This is a genomic window from Arthrobacter sp. UC242_113 (assembly GCF_044054585.1).
GTDB lineage: Bacteria > Actinomycetota > Actinomycetes > Actinomycetales > Micrococcaceae > Arthrobacter.
The window spans coordinates 964868-980456 of sequence record NZ_CP171968.1; the positions used below are offsets into that span (position 1 = coordinate 964868).

General features: G+C 67.6%; 14 protein-coding genes and 1 pseudogene. 11 read left to right on the forward strand and 4 right to left on the reverse strand.

Going from position 1 to position 15589, the window contains the following annotated elements:
• Positions 1-49 precede the first annotated feature (49 nt).
• From ACHMXB_RS04315 to ACHMXB_RS04330, 4 genes and pseudogenes are all read left to right on the forward strand, one after another.
• Positions 50-2741, forward strand: a pseudogene (locus tag ACHMXB_RS04315) (GNAT family N-acetyltransferase).
• 44 nt (positions 2742-2785) lie between these two features.
• Entirely contained in the window at positions 2786-3526 is a 741-nt protein-coding gene (locus ACHMXB_RS04320) for a DUF5998 family protein (RefSeq protein ID WP_395403058.1), read from the forward strand.
• A 1-nt stretch (position 3527) separates the two neighbouring features.
• On the forward strand, positions 3528-4826 hold the full coding sequence (locus tag ACHMXB_RS04325) for an alkaline phosphatase family protein (protein ID WP_395403060.1): 1299 nt from the start codon (positions 3528-3530) through the stop codon (positions 4824-4826).
• On the forward strand, positions 4819-5550 hold the full coding sequence (locus ACHMXB_RS04330; protein WP_395403062.1) for a thymidine kinase: 732 nt from the start codon (positions 4819-4821) through the stop codon (positions 5548-5550). Before ACHMXB_RS04325 ends, ACHMXB_RS04330 begins: the two co-directional genes overlap by 8 nt.
• Before the next feature lie 10 nt (positions 5551-5560).
• Here ACHMXB_RS04330 and sepH read toward each other — a convergent pair whose 3' ends face one another.
• Positions 5561-7054: a septation protein SepH gene (gene sepH, locus ACHMXB_RS04335; RefSeq protein WP_395403064.1), complete on the reverse strand. Its 1494-nt coding sequence runs from the start codon at positions 7052-7054 to the stop codon at positions 5561-5563.
• A 177-nt stretch (positions 7055-7231) separates the two neighbouring features.
• Between sepH and ACHMXB_RS04340 the strand changes: the two genes are divergently transcribed.
• Positions 7232-7531, forward strand: coding sequence for a DUF4193 domain-containing protein (locus ACHMXB_RS04340; protein ID WP_395403066.1), 300 nt, complete (start codon positions 7232-7234; stop codon positions 7529-7531).
• Positions 7532-7594: 63 nt separating this feature from the next.
• On the opposite strand, the gene ACHMXB_RS04345 is transcribed toward ACHMXB_RS04340, so the two are convergent.
• Positions 7595-8083: a DUF3093 domain-containing protein gene (locus ACHMXB_RS04345; protein ID WP_395403068.1), complete on the reverse strand. Its 489-nt coding sequence runs from the start codon at positions 8081-8083 to the stop codon at positions 7595-7597.
• Positions 8084-8161: 78 nt separating this feature from the next.
• On the opposite strand from ACHMXB_RS04345, the gene dut reads away from it, so the two are divergent.
• The 4 genes from dut (at position 8162) to ACHMXB_RS04365 (ending at position 10580) form a co-directional block, all read left to right on the forward strand.
• Entirely contained in the window at positions 8162-8719 is a 558-nt protein-coding gene (gene dut, locus ACHMXB_RS04350) for a dUTP diphosphatase (RefSeq protein ID WP_395403070.1), read from the forward strand.
• Between the two features lie 73 nt (positions 8720-8792).
• Positions 8793-9506 (forward strand): DUF3710 domain-containing protein, encoded by a 714-nt coding sequence (locus tag ACHMXB_RS04355; RefSeq protein ID WP_395403072.1) that lies wholly within the window; start codon positions 8793-8795, stop codon positions 9504-9506.
• Positions 9499-9828 carry a hypothetical protein gene (locus ACHMXB_RS04360; RefSeq protein WP_395403074.1) on the forward strand — a complete coding sequence of 110 codons (330 nt, stop codon included), beginning with the start codon at positions 9499-9501 and terminating at the stop codon, positions 9826-9828. The genes ACHMXB_RS04355 and ACHMXB_RS04360 overlap by 8 nt, the downstream gene beginning before the upstream one ends.
• Positions 9825-10580: a DUF3159 domain-containing protein gene (locus ACHMXB_RS04365; RefSeq protein ID WP_395403076.1), complete on the forward strand. Its 756-nt coding sequence runs from the start codon at positions 9825-9827 to the stop codon at positions 10578-10580. The genes ACHMXB_RS04360 and ACHMXB_RS04365 overlap by 4 nt, the downstream gene beginning before the upstream one ends.
• On the opposite strand, the gene ACHMXB_RS04370 is transcribed toward ACHMXB_RS04365, so the two are convergent.
• Positions 10569-11357, reverse strand: a complete 789-nt coding sequence (locus ACHMXB_RS04370) for a potassium channel family protein (protein ID WP_395403078.1) — start codon at positions 11355-11357, stop codon at positions 10569-10571. The two genes, ACHMXB_RS04365 and ACHMXB_RS04370, sit on opposite strands and share 12 nt — an antisense overlap.
• The gene (locus ACHMXB_RS04375) at positions 11358-12029 is read right to left on the reverse strand and encodes a potassium channel family protein (protein WP_395403080.1); all 672 of its coding nucleotides are present in this window, start codon (positions 12027-12029) and stop codon (positions 11358-11360) included.
• Between the two features lie 94 nt (positions 12030-12123).
• Here ACHMXB_RS04375 and ACHMXB_RS04380 point away from each other — a divergent pair, with 94 nt between their 5' ends.
• Both ACHMXB_RS04380 and ACHMXB_RS04385 read left to right on the forward strand, forming a co-directional pair.
• A complete protein-coding gene (locus ACHMXB_RS04380; protein ID WP_395403082.1) occupies positions 12124-14100 on the forward strand; it encodes an APC family permease in 1977 nt (658 codons plus the stop codon).
• On the forward strand, positions 14097-15524 hold the full coding sequence (locus tag ACHMXB_RS04385) for a class I SAM-dependent RNA methyltransferase (protein ID WP_395403084.1): 1428 nt from the start codon (positions 14097-14099) through the stop codon (positions 15522-15524). The genes ACHMXB_RS04380 and ACHMXB_RS04385 overlap by 4 nt, the downstream gene beginning before the upstream one ends.
• Positions 15525-15589 lie beyond the last annotated feature (65 nt).

Sequence of the window (15589 nt, forward strand, 5' to 3'; positions counted from 1 at the left end):
GTGGATCCTTTTTGGGGTGCACTTCGGGAGGTTTAGCTAGGCTAAGCCTATGGTGGATCAGCCCGGGGACGGCGAATATCCGGAATATTGGGAGGCCGATGTCGTTTTGAGGGACGGCGGCACAGCGCATTTGCGCCCCATCCACCCCGCCGACGCGGACGCCGTGCAGACCTTCCACACGCGGCAGTCGCAGAACTCCATCTACATGCGCTTCTTCGCCTTCAAGGAACGGCTCTCCACCCGCGAGCTCAAGCGTTTCACCGAGGTGGATTACCGGGACCGGGTGGCCTTCGTGATCACCATGGGCGGGGACATCATCGGCATCGGCCGGTACGACCGGCTGGATGACCCCGCGGAGGCCGAGGTGGCCTTCAACATCGCCGACGCGCACCAGGGCCGCGGCATCGGTTCGATCCTGCTGGAGCACCTCGCGGCGGCGGCCCGCGAAAACGGGATCCGCCGGTTCAGCGCCGAGGTCCTCCCCGAGAACCGCAAGATGCTCATGGTCTTCTCCGACGCCGGGTACGACGTCAAACGCCATTTCGACGACGGCGTGGTGAGCCTGGAGTTCAATATCGACCCCACTGACAAATCCCGTGCCGTGATGGAAGCCCGGGAACACCGCGCGGAGGCGAGGAGCGTCCAGGACCTGCTGGCGCCGTCGTCGGTGGCGGTAATCGGTGCGTCCCGGCGGTGGGGGGACCGTGGGGTACCAGCTCCTGGAACACATCATCGAAGGCGGCTTTACCGGCCCCGTTTACGCCATCAACCCCGAAGCCTTTGAGCTTGCCGGCATGCTGTCCTTCGGCAAGCTTGCCGAGGTGCCCGGTCCGGTGCAGCTGGCGATCGTCGCGGTGCCCTACGAGGAAGTCCCCAAGGTGGTGGATGAGTGCGCGGCCGCCGGCGTGAAGGGGGTCCTGGTGGCCTCCGCGGGATTCACCGAGGACGGGGAGCGGGGCCTTGCCCGGCAGCGTGAGCTGGTACGGCAGGCGCGGGCCAACGGGATGCGGGTCATCGGGCCGGCCTCGCTCGGCATCGTGAACACCAACTCCGCGGTGTCGCTGAACGCCTCCATGGCGCCCAGCCTGGCCCACGGCGGCGGCCTCGGGCTGTTCAGCCAGTCCGCGGCGATCGGGGTGGCGCTGTACGCGGCGTCCAGCCGGCGCCGCGCCGGCATCTCCACCTTCCTGTCGGCCGGAAACCGGGCCGATGTGTCCGGCAACGACATGATGCAGTTCTGGGAGGACGACGCCGACACCACCGCCGTGGGCCTGTACCTGGAGTCGATCGGCAACCCGCGCAAATTCTCCCGCATCGCCCGGCGGCTCGCTCGGACCAAGCCCGTGATCGTGGCCAAGTCCACCTCCATGGGGCTGCAGCTGCCGCCCGGCCATGCCGTGCGCACCACTCAGGCTCCCGCCGATGCGCTGGACTCGATGATGCGCCAGTCCGGCGTGATCCGGGTGGAGACCATCGAACAGCTCATGGACGTGGCACAGATCGTGTCCGCCCAGCCGCTCCCCAAGGGGGCCGGCGTCGCAGTGTTCAGCAACTCCGGGGCGCTGGGGAAAGTAGTGGCGGACAGCGCCGAGTCACACGGCCTGGGCGTCGAGGAGCTCGTGACGGAGCTGGACCTCGACGCCGGAATGTCGCGGGCGCTGCCGGCCCTGCGGGACCGGCTCCGCGAGGTGCTGGCCAGAGAGGCGGTCCACGCCGCAGTGGTTGCCTTCCTTCCGGCGCGCGGCCTGACCGTGGAGAAGATTGCCGGGGCGCTCGCAGAAGCCTCCGCCGAGGCCGGAAAGCCGGTGGTGGCGGCGTTCACCGGCATCCTCGATCCGTCGGTGTACGTGGAAGGCATGGTGGGGGATGGCTCCGGCGCGGCACAGGTGCCGTGCTACTCGAATCCCGGGGCGGCGGTGGCCGCCCTGTCCGCCGTGGTGCGGTACGCCGAATGGGCGGAACGGGACCAGGGCCTCTTCGTGGATCCTGACGGGTGCGATCCTGACGCCACGCACGCCGACCTCGAAAAGCTGCTTGCCGATGTCCGCGGCGAGCAACTCAAGAAACTCAGTCCCGGCGACGCGGCCCGCCTGCTGGCGCATTACGGGATCAGGGTCATGCCCTCGGAAGGCTTCGACACGGACGATGAAGCCGTGGCGGCGGCCGGCAGGCTGGGCTGGCCGGTGGCGCTAAAGACCACCGATCCGACGCTGCGCCACCGGCTGGACCTCGGCGGGGTGCGGCTGGATATCCAGGATGCGGACTCCCTCCGGCTGAACATCCTGCAGATGCGCCGGGCGCTGGAACCCTACGGTTCGGCGTCGCTGGAGGTCCAGACCATGGTTCCGGTGGGCCAGGCGTGCACCCTCCGCGCCATTGAGGATCCGCTGCTGGGGCCTGTGGTGTCCTTCGGGCTGGCCGGCGACGCCGTGAACCTGCTGGACGACTGGGCGCACCGGGCCCCGCCGCTGTCTGCCGGGGACCTGCATGACCTGGTCCGCAGCCCGCGCGCGTCCCGGAAGCTGTTCGGTTACCAGGGCCTGCCCGCCGTGGACGTTTCAGCCCTGGAGGACGTGACGGCCAGGTTGGCACGGCTCAAGGACGCGCACCCGGAGATAGCCCTCGTGGAGTTCAACCCGGTCCTGTCCACGCCGCAGGGGGCGTTCATCCTTGCCGCCGACGTGCGGATCGGCAACGCCGCGCAGCGCACCGACAGCGCGCGGAGGGCGATGCGCAGCTAGCTGCCTGGTTAGCATGTGCCACACCGATCTGTGAAAATGGGGAAATGAGCTCCCAGCCTCCCACCTCGAAGCCTCAAGCGCCCGACCACAGCCCGCAGGCTTTCCACCACAGCTCACACGACCACAGCGTGCAGGGCCAGAGCCTCGACGGCGCCCTGCAGCAGGCCGGCTTTTACCCGCTGCTGGTGGCCGATGTGGTGGATGACGCCCTGGACGGCCGGGACTGCCTTGCACACCTGGTCCACCTCGAGACGCATTTTGACCGCGCCGAGGTCCGCCGGCACATTACCGTCCTGGTCCTGACCGAGGACATGCTGGTGATCACGCACGTGGACGACCAGCAGCTCGACGAAGCGGGCGAGCAGATCGTGGCACAGATTTCCACGGAATCCGTCCCGGTGGCGCAGATCCGTTCGGTGGTCCTGAGCTACATGTACGCCCAGCCGCAGAACTACAAGCCTTCGGACCCCGTCCGCGAGGTCACCCTGTCCATCGCCTGGTCCGGCGGCCAGCGCCTGGACATGGGTCCGGCGAGCTGCGGCGACCCGCAGTGCGAGGCCGACCACGGCTACAGCGGCACCATTGCCCAGGAGGACATCGTCCTGCGCATCAGCGCCGAAGCGGACGGCCTGCAGGCGGTCCAGGACGCCAAGCTTTTTGCCCGTGCCCTTCGCGCGGTGAACACCGGATCCCCCACCCCGGTGCGGCATGCGCCGTCCGCCACCCACCCGCGTCCCCGCATGGGCGTTTTTGCCAACCGGCTCAGCCGCGGGCACAAGCGCTGAGATGCGGGAGCAGGACAACCATTCCTCAGACTCTGCGACACGGACCACGGACTCCGGGCCTGCCGTAAGTGGGCCAGCGGTAAGCGGCTTGCCGGCCGCCCCGGCCTACGGCCGCCGCTCCGTGGCCGAGGTGCTGGGCAGCGCGGCGGCCAGTCTCGGGGTGCCGGGCTTCGAGAACGCGTTGGGCCTCCCGCAGGCGAAGCGCGTGTGCGTGGTCCTGGCCGACGGGCTGGGACGCAGCCTGCTCAAGCAGAAGACCGCGCACACCCCCTTCCTCCGGGGCGTCCTGCAGCAGGGCCAGGGTGCCGTGCCCGTTTGGCTGGATGCGGCCTTCCCTTCCACCACCGCAGCCTCCCTCGCCAGCCTGGGCACGGGACTCGCCCCCGGCCAACACGGGCTGGTGGGCTATGACGTCCTGGATCCGGACCAGGACAAGGTGGTCAACATGCTGGGCAACTGGGATGCCGCCGTGGACCCGCAGCAGTGGCAGCCTTTCCCCACCGTCTTCGAACGCGCCTCCGAACACGTTGCCGTCACCACCGTCAGCCTGCCGCAGTTCGGCGGCTCGCCCATGACCCAGGCTGCGCTGCGCGGCGGCACCTTCGTCTCCGCCACCACCTCCCACGCCCGCACCGAGGCGGCAGCGGAGGCCATGGCCGACGGGGACTCCGCCCTCATGTACTTCTACGTGAACGACCTGGACAAGGCCGGTCACCGGTACGGTGCGCAGTCGCCGCAGTGGGAACATCAGCTCGAGGAGCTGGATGCCACCGTCAAGCGGCTGAATACCACCCTCCCGGCCGGAACCACAGTGCTGGTCACGGCGGACCACGGCATGCTGGACGTCGCGGAGTCACAGCGCCTCGACTACGCCGCCGATCGCGCCCTCGTGGACGGCGTCCGGCACACCGCCGGGGAACCGCGCATGGTGCACCTGTACCTGGAGGACGACGCCGGCGATGCCGCACGGGATCGTCTCCTGGCGGCCTGGCGTGCCCGCTTCGGCGACAGGATCTGGGCTTTCACCAGGGAGGAAGCCGTGGCTGCAGGACTCTTCGGAACGGTCCGGCCCGAGGTCACAGGACGGCTGGGCGATGTGATGGTGGCAGCCCGGGACGCGCTGGCGTTCTACGACACGCGCCGGGTGCGTCCGACAGCCATGGAAGTAGTGGGCCAGCATGGTTCCCTGACCAAGGCCGAACGCGAAGTCCCGCTGCTCAGTTTCCAGGCTTCCGGCAAGGCAGCCCCAGCCAGGACAGGTTCTGGCAAGGCAGGCAACCGCCGGGGATCCCGTGGCTGAGCTCGTCTTCTTCTCCGGAACCATGGACTCCGGCAAGTCAACCCTTGCGCTGCAGATGGACTACAACCACCGCGCCCGCGGCCGGGGCGGGGTGCGGTTCAGCCGCAACGACCGCGCCGGCGACTCCAAAATCTCCAGCCGCCTGGGGCTGCAGGCCGAGGCCGTGGAAGTCGTTGATTCCACGGACTTCTGGGACGAAGTGGTGCTCCGACGCACCCAGGGGGTCCGCGTAGACTACCTCATCTGCGACGAGGCACAGTTCTATTCAGGTGCCCAGGTGGAGCAGTTGGCCCGCGTGGTGGACGAGATCGAGGTGGACGTCTTTGCCTTCGGCATCACCGCGGACTTCCGGACCCGCCTCTTCCCTGGTTCGCAGCGCCTGATTGAACTCGCGGACCGGGTGCAGGTCCTCCAGGTTGAAGCGTTGTGCTGGTGCGGCCGGCGCGCCACCCATAACGCCAGGACGGTCGACGGCGTGATGGTCACCGAAGGTGCCCAGGTGGTGGTCGGCGACGTGGACATGGCCTTTGACGCAGCGGCCGCTGCTGGGGCCGGCGATCCCGGCTGTGATGCCAGCCATACGCCGGCGGTGGGCTACGAAACGCTGTGCCGGAGGCACTTCATGCGGCGCGTCACCGCTCATGGCGCCAGCATCATTGCCCAGCAGGACCAGCTGCTCCCGTTTGAGGTGGACGCCTGCCTGTGGCACGGCGCTGGCAGCTAGTGGCTACCAGCTAGTCGCCGCGGGTGCCGAAGACGATTTCGTCCCAACTGGGAACACTCGAGCGCTTCGGCCGGGCCGGCTGGCGTTCCGGCTCGTCCCGGTCCTGATCGGCGCGGGCTGCTCCCTGGCCGGGCTGCGGCCGTGCCCCATCCATCCGGTTCCCCTCCATGCGGCGCCGGGCATTGCCGCGGCCCAGAAGTTCGTCCAGCCCCGGGTTGGCAGGCGTCGCACGGCCGGTCGTTGGGCCGGTGACCTGCGCCGCCGGTGTGTTGGGCTCCTCAGGCTTGGCCGGACTGTGCTTTTCGGCTGCCGGGTGACCCGGGACGATGGTGATTTCGCGGGTGTGGGTGCTGACGCCGTCGTGAAGCTTCAGCGACTCGTCCTCTATTTCCTCATGCCGCGGAACCAGGTTGAGGCGGGAGACCATCGAGGGCCGGCCGTCACGGCGTCGTGCCAGCGTGAATTCGTCCGCCGGAGCCGCAGTGGCGCTGGAGTCGTCGTTCTCCGCGGGTTCCGACTCCGGATCCTCCTCTGCGCCGTCCTGCTGCACAGAACTATCGGCATCCACCCAATCATCCGACCGCCAGGAATCATCGGCCGGCGATTCGTTCTCTGTGCCTGCTGGATCTTCCTCGGCCCGCGGGTGGGCGGCCGGGACACCGTTTGCCAGCAGCAGCGCCAGGGCGTCGTCGCTGTCCTCATCCACACCAAGCCGCTGGCCGCGCCGCGAACGCAGCATGTCCAGCAGGCCGTCCGGGTCCTTCTGCTGCTCGGTGCCGGTTCCAGCGCCGGCCCCAATGCCGTTGCGCGCCGCGGCTTCCGCGTCGGTCTCGAAGTCGAAGGGCCTGTCGGACACCGCGGAGAGCCTGCGGGCCGGCACGGGCCCGTCGAGGGGCTCCAGTTCGCTGAGCTGCTGGGCCCAGCGGTTCGCGTTCTGCAGGGATTTGCGGGTGGGGTTGAACGTCCACATGGCGGGGGGTTCTTCGCCGATGCTCGCGTGGCCGCCGGGGGCAGCTTCAAACTTGGCCACCACGGTCCAGGTGCCGTCCGGCCGGCGCCATGAATCCCACTCCATAGTGGAGGTCTGGATGCCGTGGGCGGTGAGCCGGTGGGCCACCATGTCGCTGAGGGTGGCGGGGTTGTCGCCGAAAGCCGAACGGTATACGTCGTGCCCCGGGGCGGGGGAGGCAACCTCGACCTTCTGGGCCTGCTGGGCGATGTACGCCCGTTCGGCCAGGACTGGCCCTTCGTACCGCTCGACCTTATCCAGCGGCATGCCGCAGGCGGCGGCAACCTCGGCTGCCGTGGCGCCGCTGCGGATTTTCGCCTGGATGTCGCGGGGGGACAAGGCCACGAGGGTAACCGCGGACGGTCGCGCAGAGGGCCGGCTGGCAGCCAGTCTAAGCGCCTCGTTGATGGGCAGCCGGAACATTGCGCCGGCGGTGCCGCTTAACAGGAGATGCTCCCCGTCGTCGTGCACGCCTACAAGCCGTAGATCCTGCATACAATCCTCCACCCTGGCATTACTATCATTCGAAACTCTGCCACCCCGCACTGTCTTTTCCCGTTAGGGCAGAGGGCGCGCCGCGAAATTCCGGGAGTTTTGGGCGGCCATCGGAAGCCCTGGGAGGCGTTGGTGCCGGGTATCGCTTTTCCGCAAGGCAGAGAGGACAATGTGCGCGTGACCGCTGATTATGATGCGCCGCGGAAGTCCGAAGAGGACCTCAGTGAGGACTCGATTGAGGAGCTGAAGACCCGCCGTGTGGAGAAACCGACAGCGGTGGTGGAGGAGGACGAGTCCGACCTCGCCGAACGCTACGAGCTTCCCGGAGCCGACCTGTCCGGCGAGGAACTGACGGTCCGCGTCATGCCCGCCCAGGCCGACGAATTTACTTGTGCCTCGTGCTTCCTGGTCCGGCACCGCTCCCAGATCGCCCGCGAAAAGAACGGTCTGCTGTACTGTCGCGACTGTGAGGGCTAGGCGCGACTGTGAAGGCTAGGCGCGATTGTGAGGGCTCGTGGCCGGTAAGGGCCAGGCGCGTGCTTACTTCCCGTTGATGGCGGCCGCGAGTTCCTCCGGGCGGCGGGTGGACGTCAGCCAGTATGGCGTGGGGTCCGACGGGTCGGTGATCTCGATCCTGACCACCGGATCGATCCACCCCCGGATGCACATGTAGGCGAGGCCGTTCAGGCGCGTGCCGCGCTCCGCCGTCGCCTCTTTGCCGCGGTGCGCCGCAGCCCCGCCGACCAGGCTGCGTTCGATGCTGGCCCGGCCCACCTGAACGGTGAGTGTCGTTACAGACACTGACGGCGTGGACAGGACCAGCAGTACGGCTTCGATGGCGAACAGGACAGCAGCCGCCGTGAAGCCGGCCACCATGCTGATGGGGGCGAAAACCAGGATGCCGGCCGATGCGATGCCCAGGGCGACAACCCAAATCCAGGCGCCGGGCCACAGCTTCTCGGAGAAAAGCACGGTTTCGTCCGGTGAAGACGGGTTGCGGGAAGGGACGGCGGCGCTTGATTCGGGCATGCCCCCAAGCTTAGTGGCCAGTAGTGCGGACCTTCTGCAGTAGGAGGAGTCAGAGCGCGGGCGATAGAGTGTGGGACTGTGACTGACGAATCAACGGCCATGACATCCCTCGCACAGCAGGCTCCAGTGCAGCAGGCTCCCGCGGCTGCAGTTGCGCAGCCCAGGGCGGAGTTCGGAGCACCCACGGTGCAGGTACAGCTGAAAATGCTCGACGACGGCCTCGAAGCGCCGTCGTACGCCCACCCTGGTGACGCCGGGGCGGATCTGCGGGCCCGCGAGGACGTGGTGCTCGAACCGGGCGAGCGGCGCCTGGTCCCCACCGGTGTATCCATCGCACTGCCGGATGGCTTTGTAGCCCTCATCCACCCCCGGTCGGGCCTCGCCACCAAACACGGTCTTACCGTCGTTAATGCACCGGGGACTGTCGACGCCGGGTACCGCGGAGAGATCGCGGTGACGCTGCTCAACACCGACCGCGACCAGGCCATAGAACTGCGGCGCGGCGATAGAATTGCACAGATGGTGATCCAGCGCGTGGAGCACGCGCAGTTCGTCGCCGTGGGGGAGCTGAACGACTCTGTCCGCGGTGCCGGCGGGTTCGGCTCCACGGGCGGGTTTGCCGTTCCGGGCGCGTAGCGGCACAACACCGGCTTAGCTGCACACCCGCGGTTCGGGGAGCGCGACACGATCACAACTAAGGAGACAACGCATGGTTTTTGGGCGGGGCAAGAAAGCCAAGAAGCAGGAATCGGCAGAACCGGAGGACGTCCAGGACGGCGTTACCCCTGATCCGGCCGGGAACGCCGCGGACGACCGCAGGGCCAACGGTCCCTTCGACGTCTCCGAGGTCAGCAGCCGTGACGGCTATGTGGACCTCGGCGCCCTGCTCATTGCCCCGCGCGAGGGACTCCAGCTCCGGCTCGAAGTTGAGGAAGCAACCCAGCGCGTCGTTGCCGTGACCATGGACCTTGAGGGGTCGAGCCTGCAGCTGCAGGCATTTGCCGCGCCCCGGTCTGAAGGGCTCTGGGACGAGATCCGGGAGCAGCTCGGGCAGTCTGTCGGTGGCCAGGGCGGCCAGGTTGAGGAGATCCCGGGCGAATACGGCGTCGAACTCGTGGCCAAGCTGCCGGCGGGCGCCCCGGACGGCAGCCAGGGTTACCGCGCCGCCCGCTTCATCGGCGTCGACGGCCCCCGCTGGTTCCTTCGCGGCGTTTTCGGCGGCGAGGCCGCGCTGGACCGCGAAGCAGCCGCCGGCCTCGAGGACCTCTTCCGGAAAATAGTCGTTATCAGGGGCGAGAATCCTATGCCGCCGCGCGAACTGTTGCAGCTGCGCCTGCCGAAGGACGCAGCCGGGCCCGTGCCCCCTGCAGAGCCGGACTTCGAGCAGCCCGAGCGCGGTCCGGAGATCACCCAGATTGGTTGATGCAGGCGGCCCGCAGGACCAGGCGGTACCCATCCGCGGGCTGCCCGAGCGCGGGCGCGTCCTGTGCCACGGATTTATCGAGTCGGTCACCTACGCGCCCCCGTCCCAGGTGGCATCCTTCATGGCCATCGTTTCGGACCACGACGCCCCGGTCCCGGAACGGCGCGGGCGGCTGCGGGTCATCTGGCTGGGCCGCCGTCGCATTCCCGGGATTGACGCGGGGACGGAACTAAAACTCGAAGGCATGCTGACCATCAAAGAGGGCATGCCCACCATGTTCAACCCCCGCTACGAGATACTGTCCCGCCAGGAGAACCAATGACTTTGCCTGAGAACCCCGATTCGGGACCGGGCCGCGAAGAGCCCAAGCCCGCGCCCGAGAACCCGGGTTTCGCAGGGCTGGCCGAGGACTACGCGTCCAAGGCAGGGCTGCACCGCACCCACGACGGCCGCATCGACGTGCTCAAGAGCGCCGGCGGGTACCAGGGAATCGCCGAGAGCATCCTGCCCGGCCTGGTCTTCCTGATCGCCTTCACCGCCACCAGCGCCCTGACGCCGTCGCTCATTGCGGCGTTGGGCACCGCCGCCGTCTTCACGGTGGTCCGGCTCGTGCAGCGCCGTCCGCTGACCCAGGCACTGGCCGGCGTCGTCGGTGTGGGCATCTCCGCGTGGCTCGCCAACACCACCGGCAAGGCCGAAAACTTTTATCTTCCGGGATTCCTGACCAACGCGGCCTACATCGTGGCGATGGTCATATCCATCGCCGTTCGCTGGCCGATCGCGGGCCTGCTGTTCGGGTTCATCCGGAACGAAGGCCTGGACTGGCGCAAGGACCCTGCCCGGGTGCGCGCCTACCGGCTGGGCACATGGATCATCGTTGGCGTGCTGCTGCTGCGCCTGCTGGTGCAGGTTCCCCTGTACTTGATGGGGCCGGACGGGCTGGCGGCATTGGCCACCACCCGGCTCATCATGGGAGCGCCGCTGTACATCCTCGGTGTGTGGCTCGCGTGGCTCATCACCCGGCCCGCGGCAACGCCTGACGGTCAGCCGTCGAAGCCGTCGTCATCCAGCTGATCTGACCGCCCCCACCTGATCTGCAGTTGCCGGCGCCGCGGCTGCGCCGTCCTGCCCCGCACCTGAACCGTTCCCCTCAACTGAACCGTTCTCCTCACCTGAAGGGTTCCCTTCGCCGGAGCCGGGTGACAGGAGCTCGCGCAGCTGGTTTTCGGCCGCGATGGTGGTGACGAAAAACAGCTCGTCGCCGCCGTCAATGACGTCGTCCCGGCTGGGCGTGATCGGTGCCTGGTCCCGCAGGATGGCCACCAGCGTGGAGTCCTCGGGCCAGTCGATGTCGCCCACCGTCAGCCCGATGGCGTGGGAGTCATGCGGCACGGTGAACTCGACGAGTGATGACACACCTGTCTGCAGGGTCAGCAGCCGGACGAGGTCGCCGATCTCAACGGCTTCCTCGACCAGGGCCGTCATGAGCTGGGGAGTGTTCACCGCAACGTCCACGCCCCAGGAGTCATTGAACATCCAGTCGTTCTTCGGGTTGTTCACGCGCCCCACGGTGCGTCCGATGCCGAACTCGGTCTTGGCCAGCAGCGAGACGACGAGGTTCACCTTGTCATCGCCCGTGGCGGAAACCACCACGTCCGCGTCCTCGAGCTTCGCGTCCTGCAGGGTGCTCAGCTCACAGGCGTCGCCCACCAGCCAGTGCGCACCGCGCAGGCCGCTGCGCCCGATGACTTCGGGCTTCAGGTCGATGAGCAGGATCTCGTGTTTGTGGGCCAGCAGCTCACGGGCAATCGAGGAGCCGACGCTTCCGGCCCCGACGATGACGACTTTCACTTAGGACTCCTTGGCAGGGGCTTTGGCGAGGATGTGGGCGACTTCGGAGGTGCGGTCCGCCCGCAGCATGGCGTGCACGCTGTCGCCATCCTGGTAGGAGGTGCCCGCGGCGGGCAGCATCCCCTCGCCGAACCTGGTCAGGTAGGCGACCCGGACGTCGGCCACCTTTTCAATGGAGGAGACCGGATGGCCCACCCAGTCCGGGTGCAGGTCGAGTTCGGCGAGCACGAGGCGGCCGGAGGGGTCGCGGAAGTCTCCGGCGAGGTGCTGTTCAGGAAGGATGCGGCGCAGGACCTGGTCGGCGCTCCATCGCACCGCGGCCACCGTGGGGATGCCCAGCCGCTGGTAGATCTCGGCGCGGCCGGGATCATAGATGCGGGCCACAACGTGCTGCACGTGGAATGTCTCACGCGCCACCCTGGTCGCCAGGATATTGGAGTTGTCGCCGCTGGACACAGCCGCAAAGGCATAGGCGTCCGCAACGCCCGCCTGCTTCAGGGTGTCGCGGTCAAAGCCGACGCCGGTCACTTTCCGGCCGGTGAAGCCCGAGCGAAGGCGGCGGAAGGCGCGGTCATCCTGGTCGATGATGGCCACCGAATGGCCGGCATCCTCGAGCGTGTGCGCCAACGTGGCCCCAACGCGTCCACAACCCATGATCACGAAGTGCGCCACGCGTTCTCTCCTCAACTCTCGCCGACTGCTCCGTAAGACTCTACCGCCGGAAACCTGCCATGACATCGCGTGCGAATCAGACTAACTTTGTGTGGTGCTGACAATTCTGAATGCCGCGAAGCGCGTGCTGGTGGGGAGGCCCTTCAGGAACGACAGGATGGCCCACACGCTCCTGCCGAAGAGGATCGCGCTGCCCATCTTCGCCTCGGATGCACTGTCCTCCGTCGCCTACGCCCCCGATGAGATTCTCCTCACGCTGGCCTTGGCAGGCGTGAGTGCCGTGGCGTTCTCCCCGCTCGTGGGCCTCGCCGTCATGGTGGTCCTGCTGACCGTTGTGGCGTCCTACCGCCAGAACGTCCACGCCTACCCCTCAGGCGGGGGCGACTACGAGATCGCCAACGAAAACCTGGGCAAGTACGCCGGACTGACCGTGGCGTCAGCGCTGCTCGTGGACTACGTGCTCACCGTTGCCGTGTCCATGTCATCCGCGGCCGCATACCTCACCACCGCCATCCCGTCACTCCATGGCCAGCAGGCATTAATCGCCACCATCGGCGTGGTGATCCTGGCGCTGGTCAACCTGCGCGGCATCAAGGAAGCAGGCAGCGTTTTCGCAGTGCCGACGTACATCTTCATGGCATCCATCCTGGGCATGACCGCCGTCGGCATCTTCCAGGCCGTGACCGGCCAACTGGGCCGGGCGCCGTCGGCTGCCTTCGAGATCGTGCCGGCCGCCGGTTTCGACGAGGGACTCGTCGGACTCGCGGGCGCATTCCTGCTGCTGCGGGCATTCTCATCGGGTGCCGCCGCCCTGACAGGCGTGGAAGCGATCAGCAACGGGGTGCCGAACTTCCAGAAGCCCAAGAGCAAGAACGCGGCCAGCACGCTGCTGCTGCTCGGGATCATCGCATCGGCCATGCTGGCAGGCATTATTTACCTGGCCAACGCCACCAAAGTGCACATCGTGCTCGATCCGGCCAAGGAGTTCCTGCTCAACGGGCAGCCGTTGCCGGAGGGCTACATCCAGAACCCGGCCATCAGCCAGATTGCGCAGACCATATTCGGCGCCGGCTCCATTCCGTTTTACATCGTGGTCGCGGCCACGGGCGTCATCCTCGTTTTTGCCTCCAACACGGCCTTCAACGGTTTCCCGGTGCTGGGCTCCATCCTCGCCCAGGACGGATACCTGCCCCGGCAGCTGCGCACCCGCGGCGACAGGCTCGCCTTCAGCAACGGTGTGCTTGCCCTGGCGGCCGGCGCCCTGGTCCTGATCCTGTCGTTCAACGCGGACGTCACCAAGCTCATCCAGCTGTATATCGTGGGCGTTTTCATCTCGTTTACCGCAAGCCAGCTGGGCATGGTCCGGCACTGGGGCCGCGAGCTGAAACTGGCCAAGGACAAGGCCGTCAAACGTCGGATGATCAAGTCGCGAACCATCAACATGATCGGCTTCGGCATGACGGCGCTTGTGCTGGTGATCGTGCTCATCACCAAGTTTGAACAGGGTGCCTGGATTGCCCTGCTGGCCATGTTCGTGCTGTTCCTCATCATGTGGAGCATCCGCGCGCACTATGACAATGTGGCCAAGGAGCTGGCGGTCGACGAGGATTCGTCGCCGCGCGCCCTGCCCACCCGCGTGCACGCAGTGCTGCTGGTGTCCCACGTGCGCAAGCCCGTGCTCCGCGCCCTTGCGTATGCCCGGGCCTCCCGGCCGTCGCGGCTGGACGCCATCACGGTGGACATCAACGCCGAGGAAACAGCGCACACCCTTGCCGACTGGGAGAAACTGGAGATCCCGGTTCCGTTGACCATCCTCGCCAGCCCCTACCGCGAGACGGTCACGCCGATCATGGACTACATCAAGAACATGCGCCGGGACTCGCCCCGGGACCTGATCGTGGTCTACATCCCCGAGTACGTGGTGGGCAAATGGTGGGAGCAGCTGGTGCACAACCAGACAGCCCTCCGCATCAAGACCCGGCTCCACTTCGAGCCGGGCGTCATGGTTGCCAGCGTTCCCTGGCAGCTCAAATCATCCGAAGAAGCCAAGAGACTGCAGGACATTCAATGAGCCCGGACACCCAGACCACTTCCACCGGACTCGAACTGGTGGTCGACGTCGGCCGCGTCGCCCATGGCGGACACTGCGTTGCCCGCCATGAGGGCCGCGTCGTCTTCGTCCGCCACGGCATTCCGGGGGAGCGGGTGCGGGTCAGGCTCACCGATGCCGAAGAGAAGGCGAAGTTCTGGCGAGCGGACGTTGTGGAAGTTCTCGAAGCCTCGCCGGACCGAGTGCCGCACTTCTGGCGGACCGCCGATTCCGCAAGCTCCTGGGCGCACGGGCGCCCGCCGGTTGGCGGCGCCGAACTCGGCCACGTGTCGCTGCAGCGCCAGCGGAGCCTCAAGGCGGAGGTGCTGGCCGAACAGCTTAGCCGGCTGGCCGGCGTCGAACTCTTCCCGGACGTGGAAGCGGTCGGACAAGCCGCAAAAACCGACGGTGCCGGAAAGACGGACGACGGCGGACCAGCGGACAGTGCCGGAAAGACGGACGGTGCCGGAAAGACGGACGACGGCGGGGCCGGCCTTGCGTGGCGCACGCGCGCCAGCTTCGGCGTCACCCAGAGCGGCCGGCTCGGCATGCACGCCCACCGCTCGGACCAGGTGATTCCCGTACAGGAAATGCCGCTGGCCGTGGAGGGCATCAACGCCCTGCGCCTGTGGGATGTGGACCTTCAGGGCATCGAGCGGGTGGAGGTGGCCGCGCCTGCCAACGGCTCGCGGCCGCTCGTGCTGCTCGCCCCCGCCCCCGGGACCCGCGCCAAACGGCTGAACTCCATCCTGGCCCAGCTCCCGGCCGATGTGTCCGTCGCCAGCTACGATCCACTCAAGAATGAGACCCTGCAGCTCCGCGGCCGGACCTGGGTGCAGGAATCTGCGGCTGGCCACGACTACCGGGTCACGGGTGCGGGGTTCTGGCAGATCCACCGCGACGCGCCGGAAACCCTGGTGGGTGCCGTCACGGGATTCCTGCACGAGGGCGGGTTCCTGGAACCCGGCGCTGCGGTGGCGGACCTCTACGCCGGAGCGGGGTTGTTCACGGCGCCGCTGGCCGACGCGGTGGGGGAGACCGGATCCGTCCTGTCGGTGGAGGGTGCACCGGGCACCAGCCGGGACGCCAGGAAAAACCTGCACGGTGCGCCGCAGGTGGAGATCGTGCAGGGCAAGGTGGAACGGGTGCTCCGCCAGCGGCCCCGCCAGTTCGACGCCCTTATTCTCGACCCGCCGCGCGCCGGTGCGGGCAAGGCCGTGGTCAGCCAGCTGATTGCCTCAAGCCCCCGCGCCATTGCCTATGTGTCCTGCGACCCGTCGTCGTTCGCACGAGACATTGGTTACTTCCAGGAGGGCAACTGGCAGCTGGCCGGGCTGAGGGCGTTCGACCTGTACCCGCACACGCACCACCTGGAGACAGTTGCACTGCTGACTCCCCGCGGCTGATGTGGCTAGGATGGGCCTAGTAGTCCCACGTCGCGCGCCGTATTCCCGGCTGACCCCATGCTCTT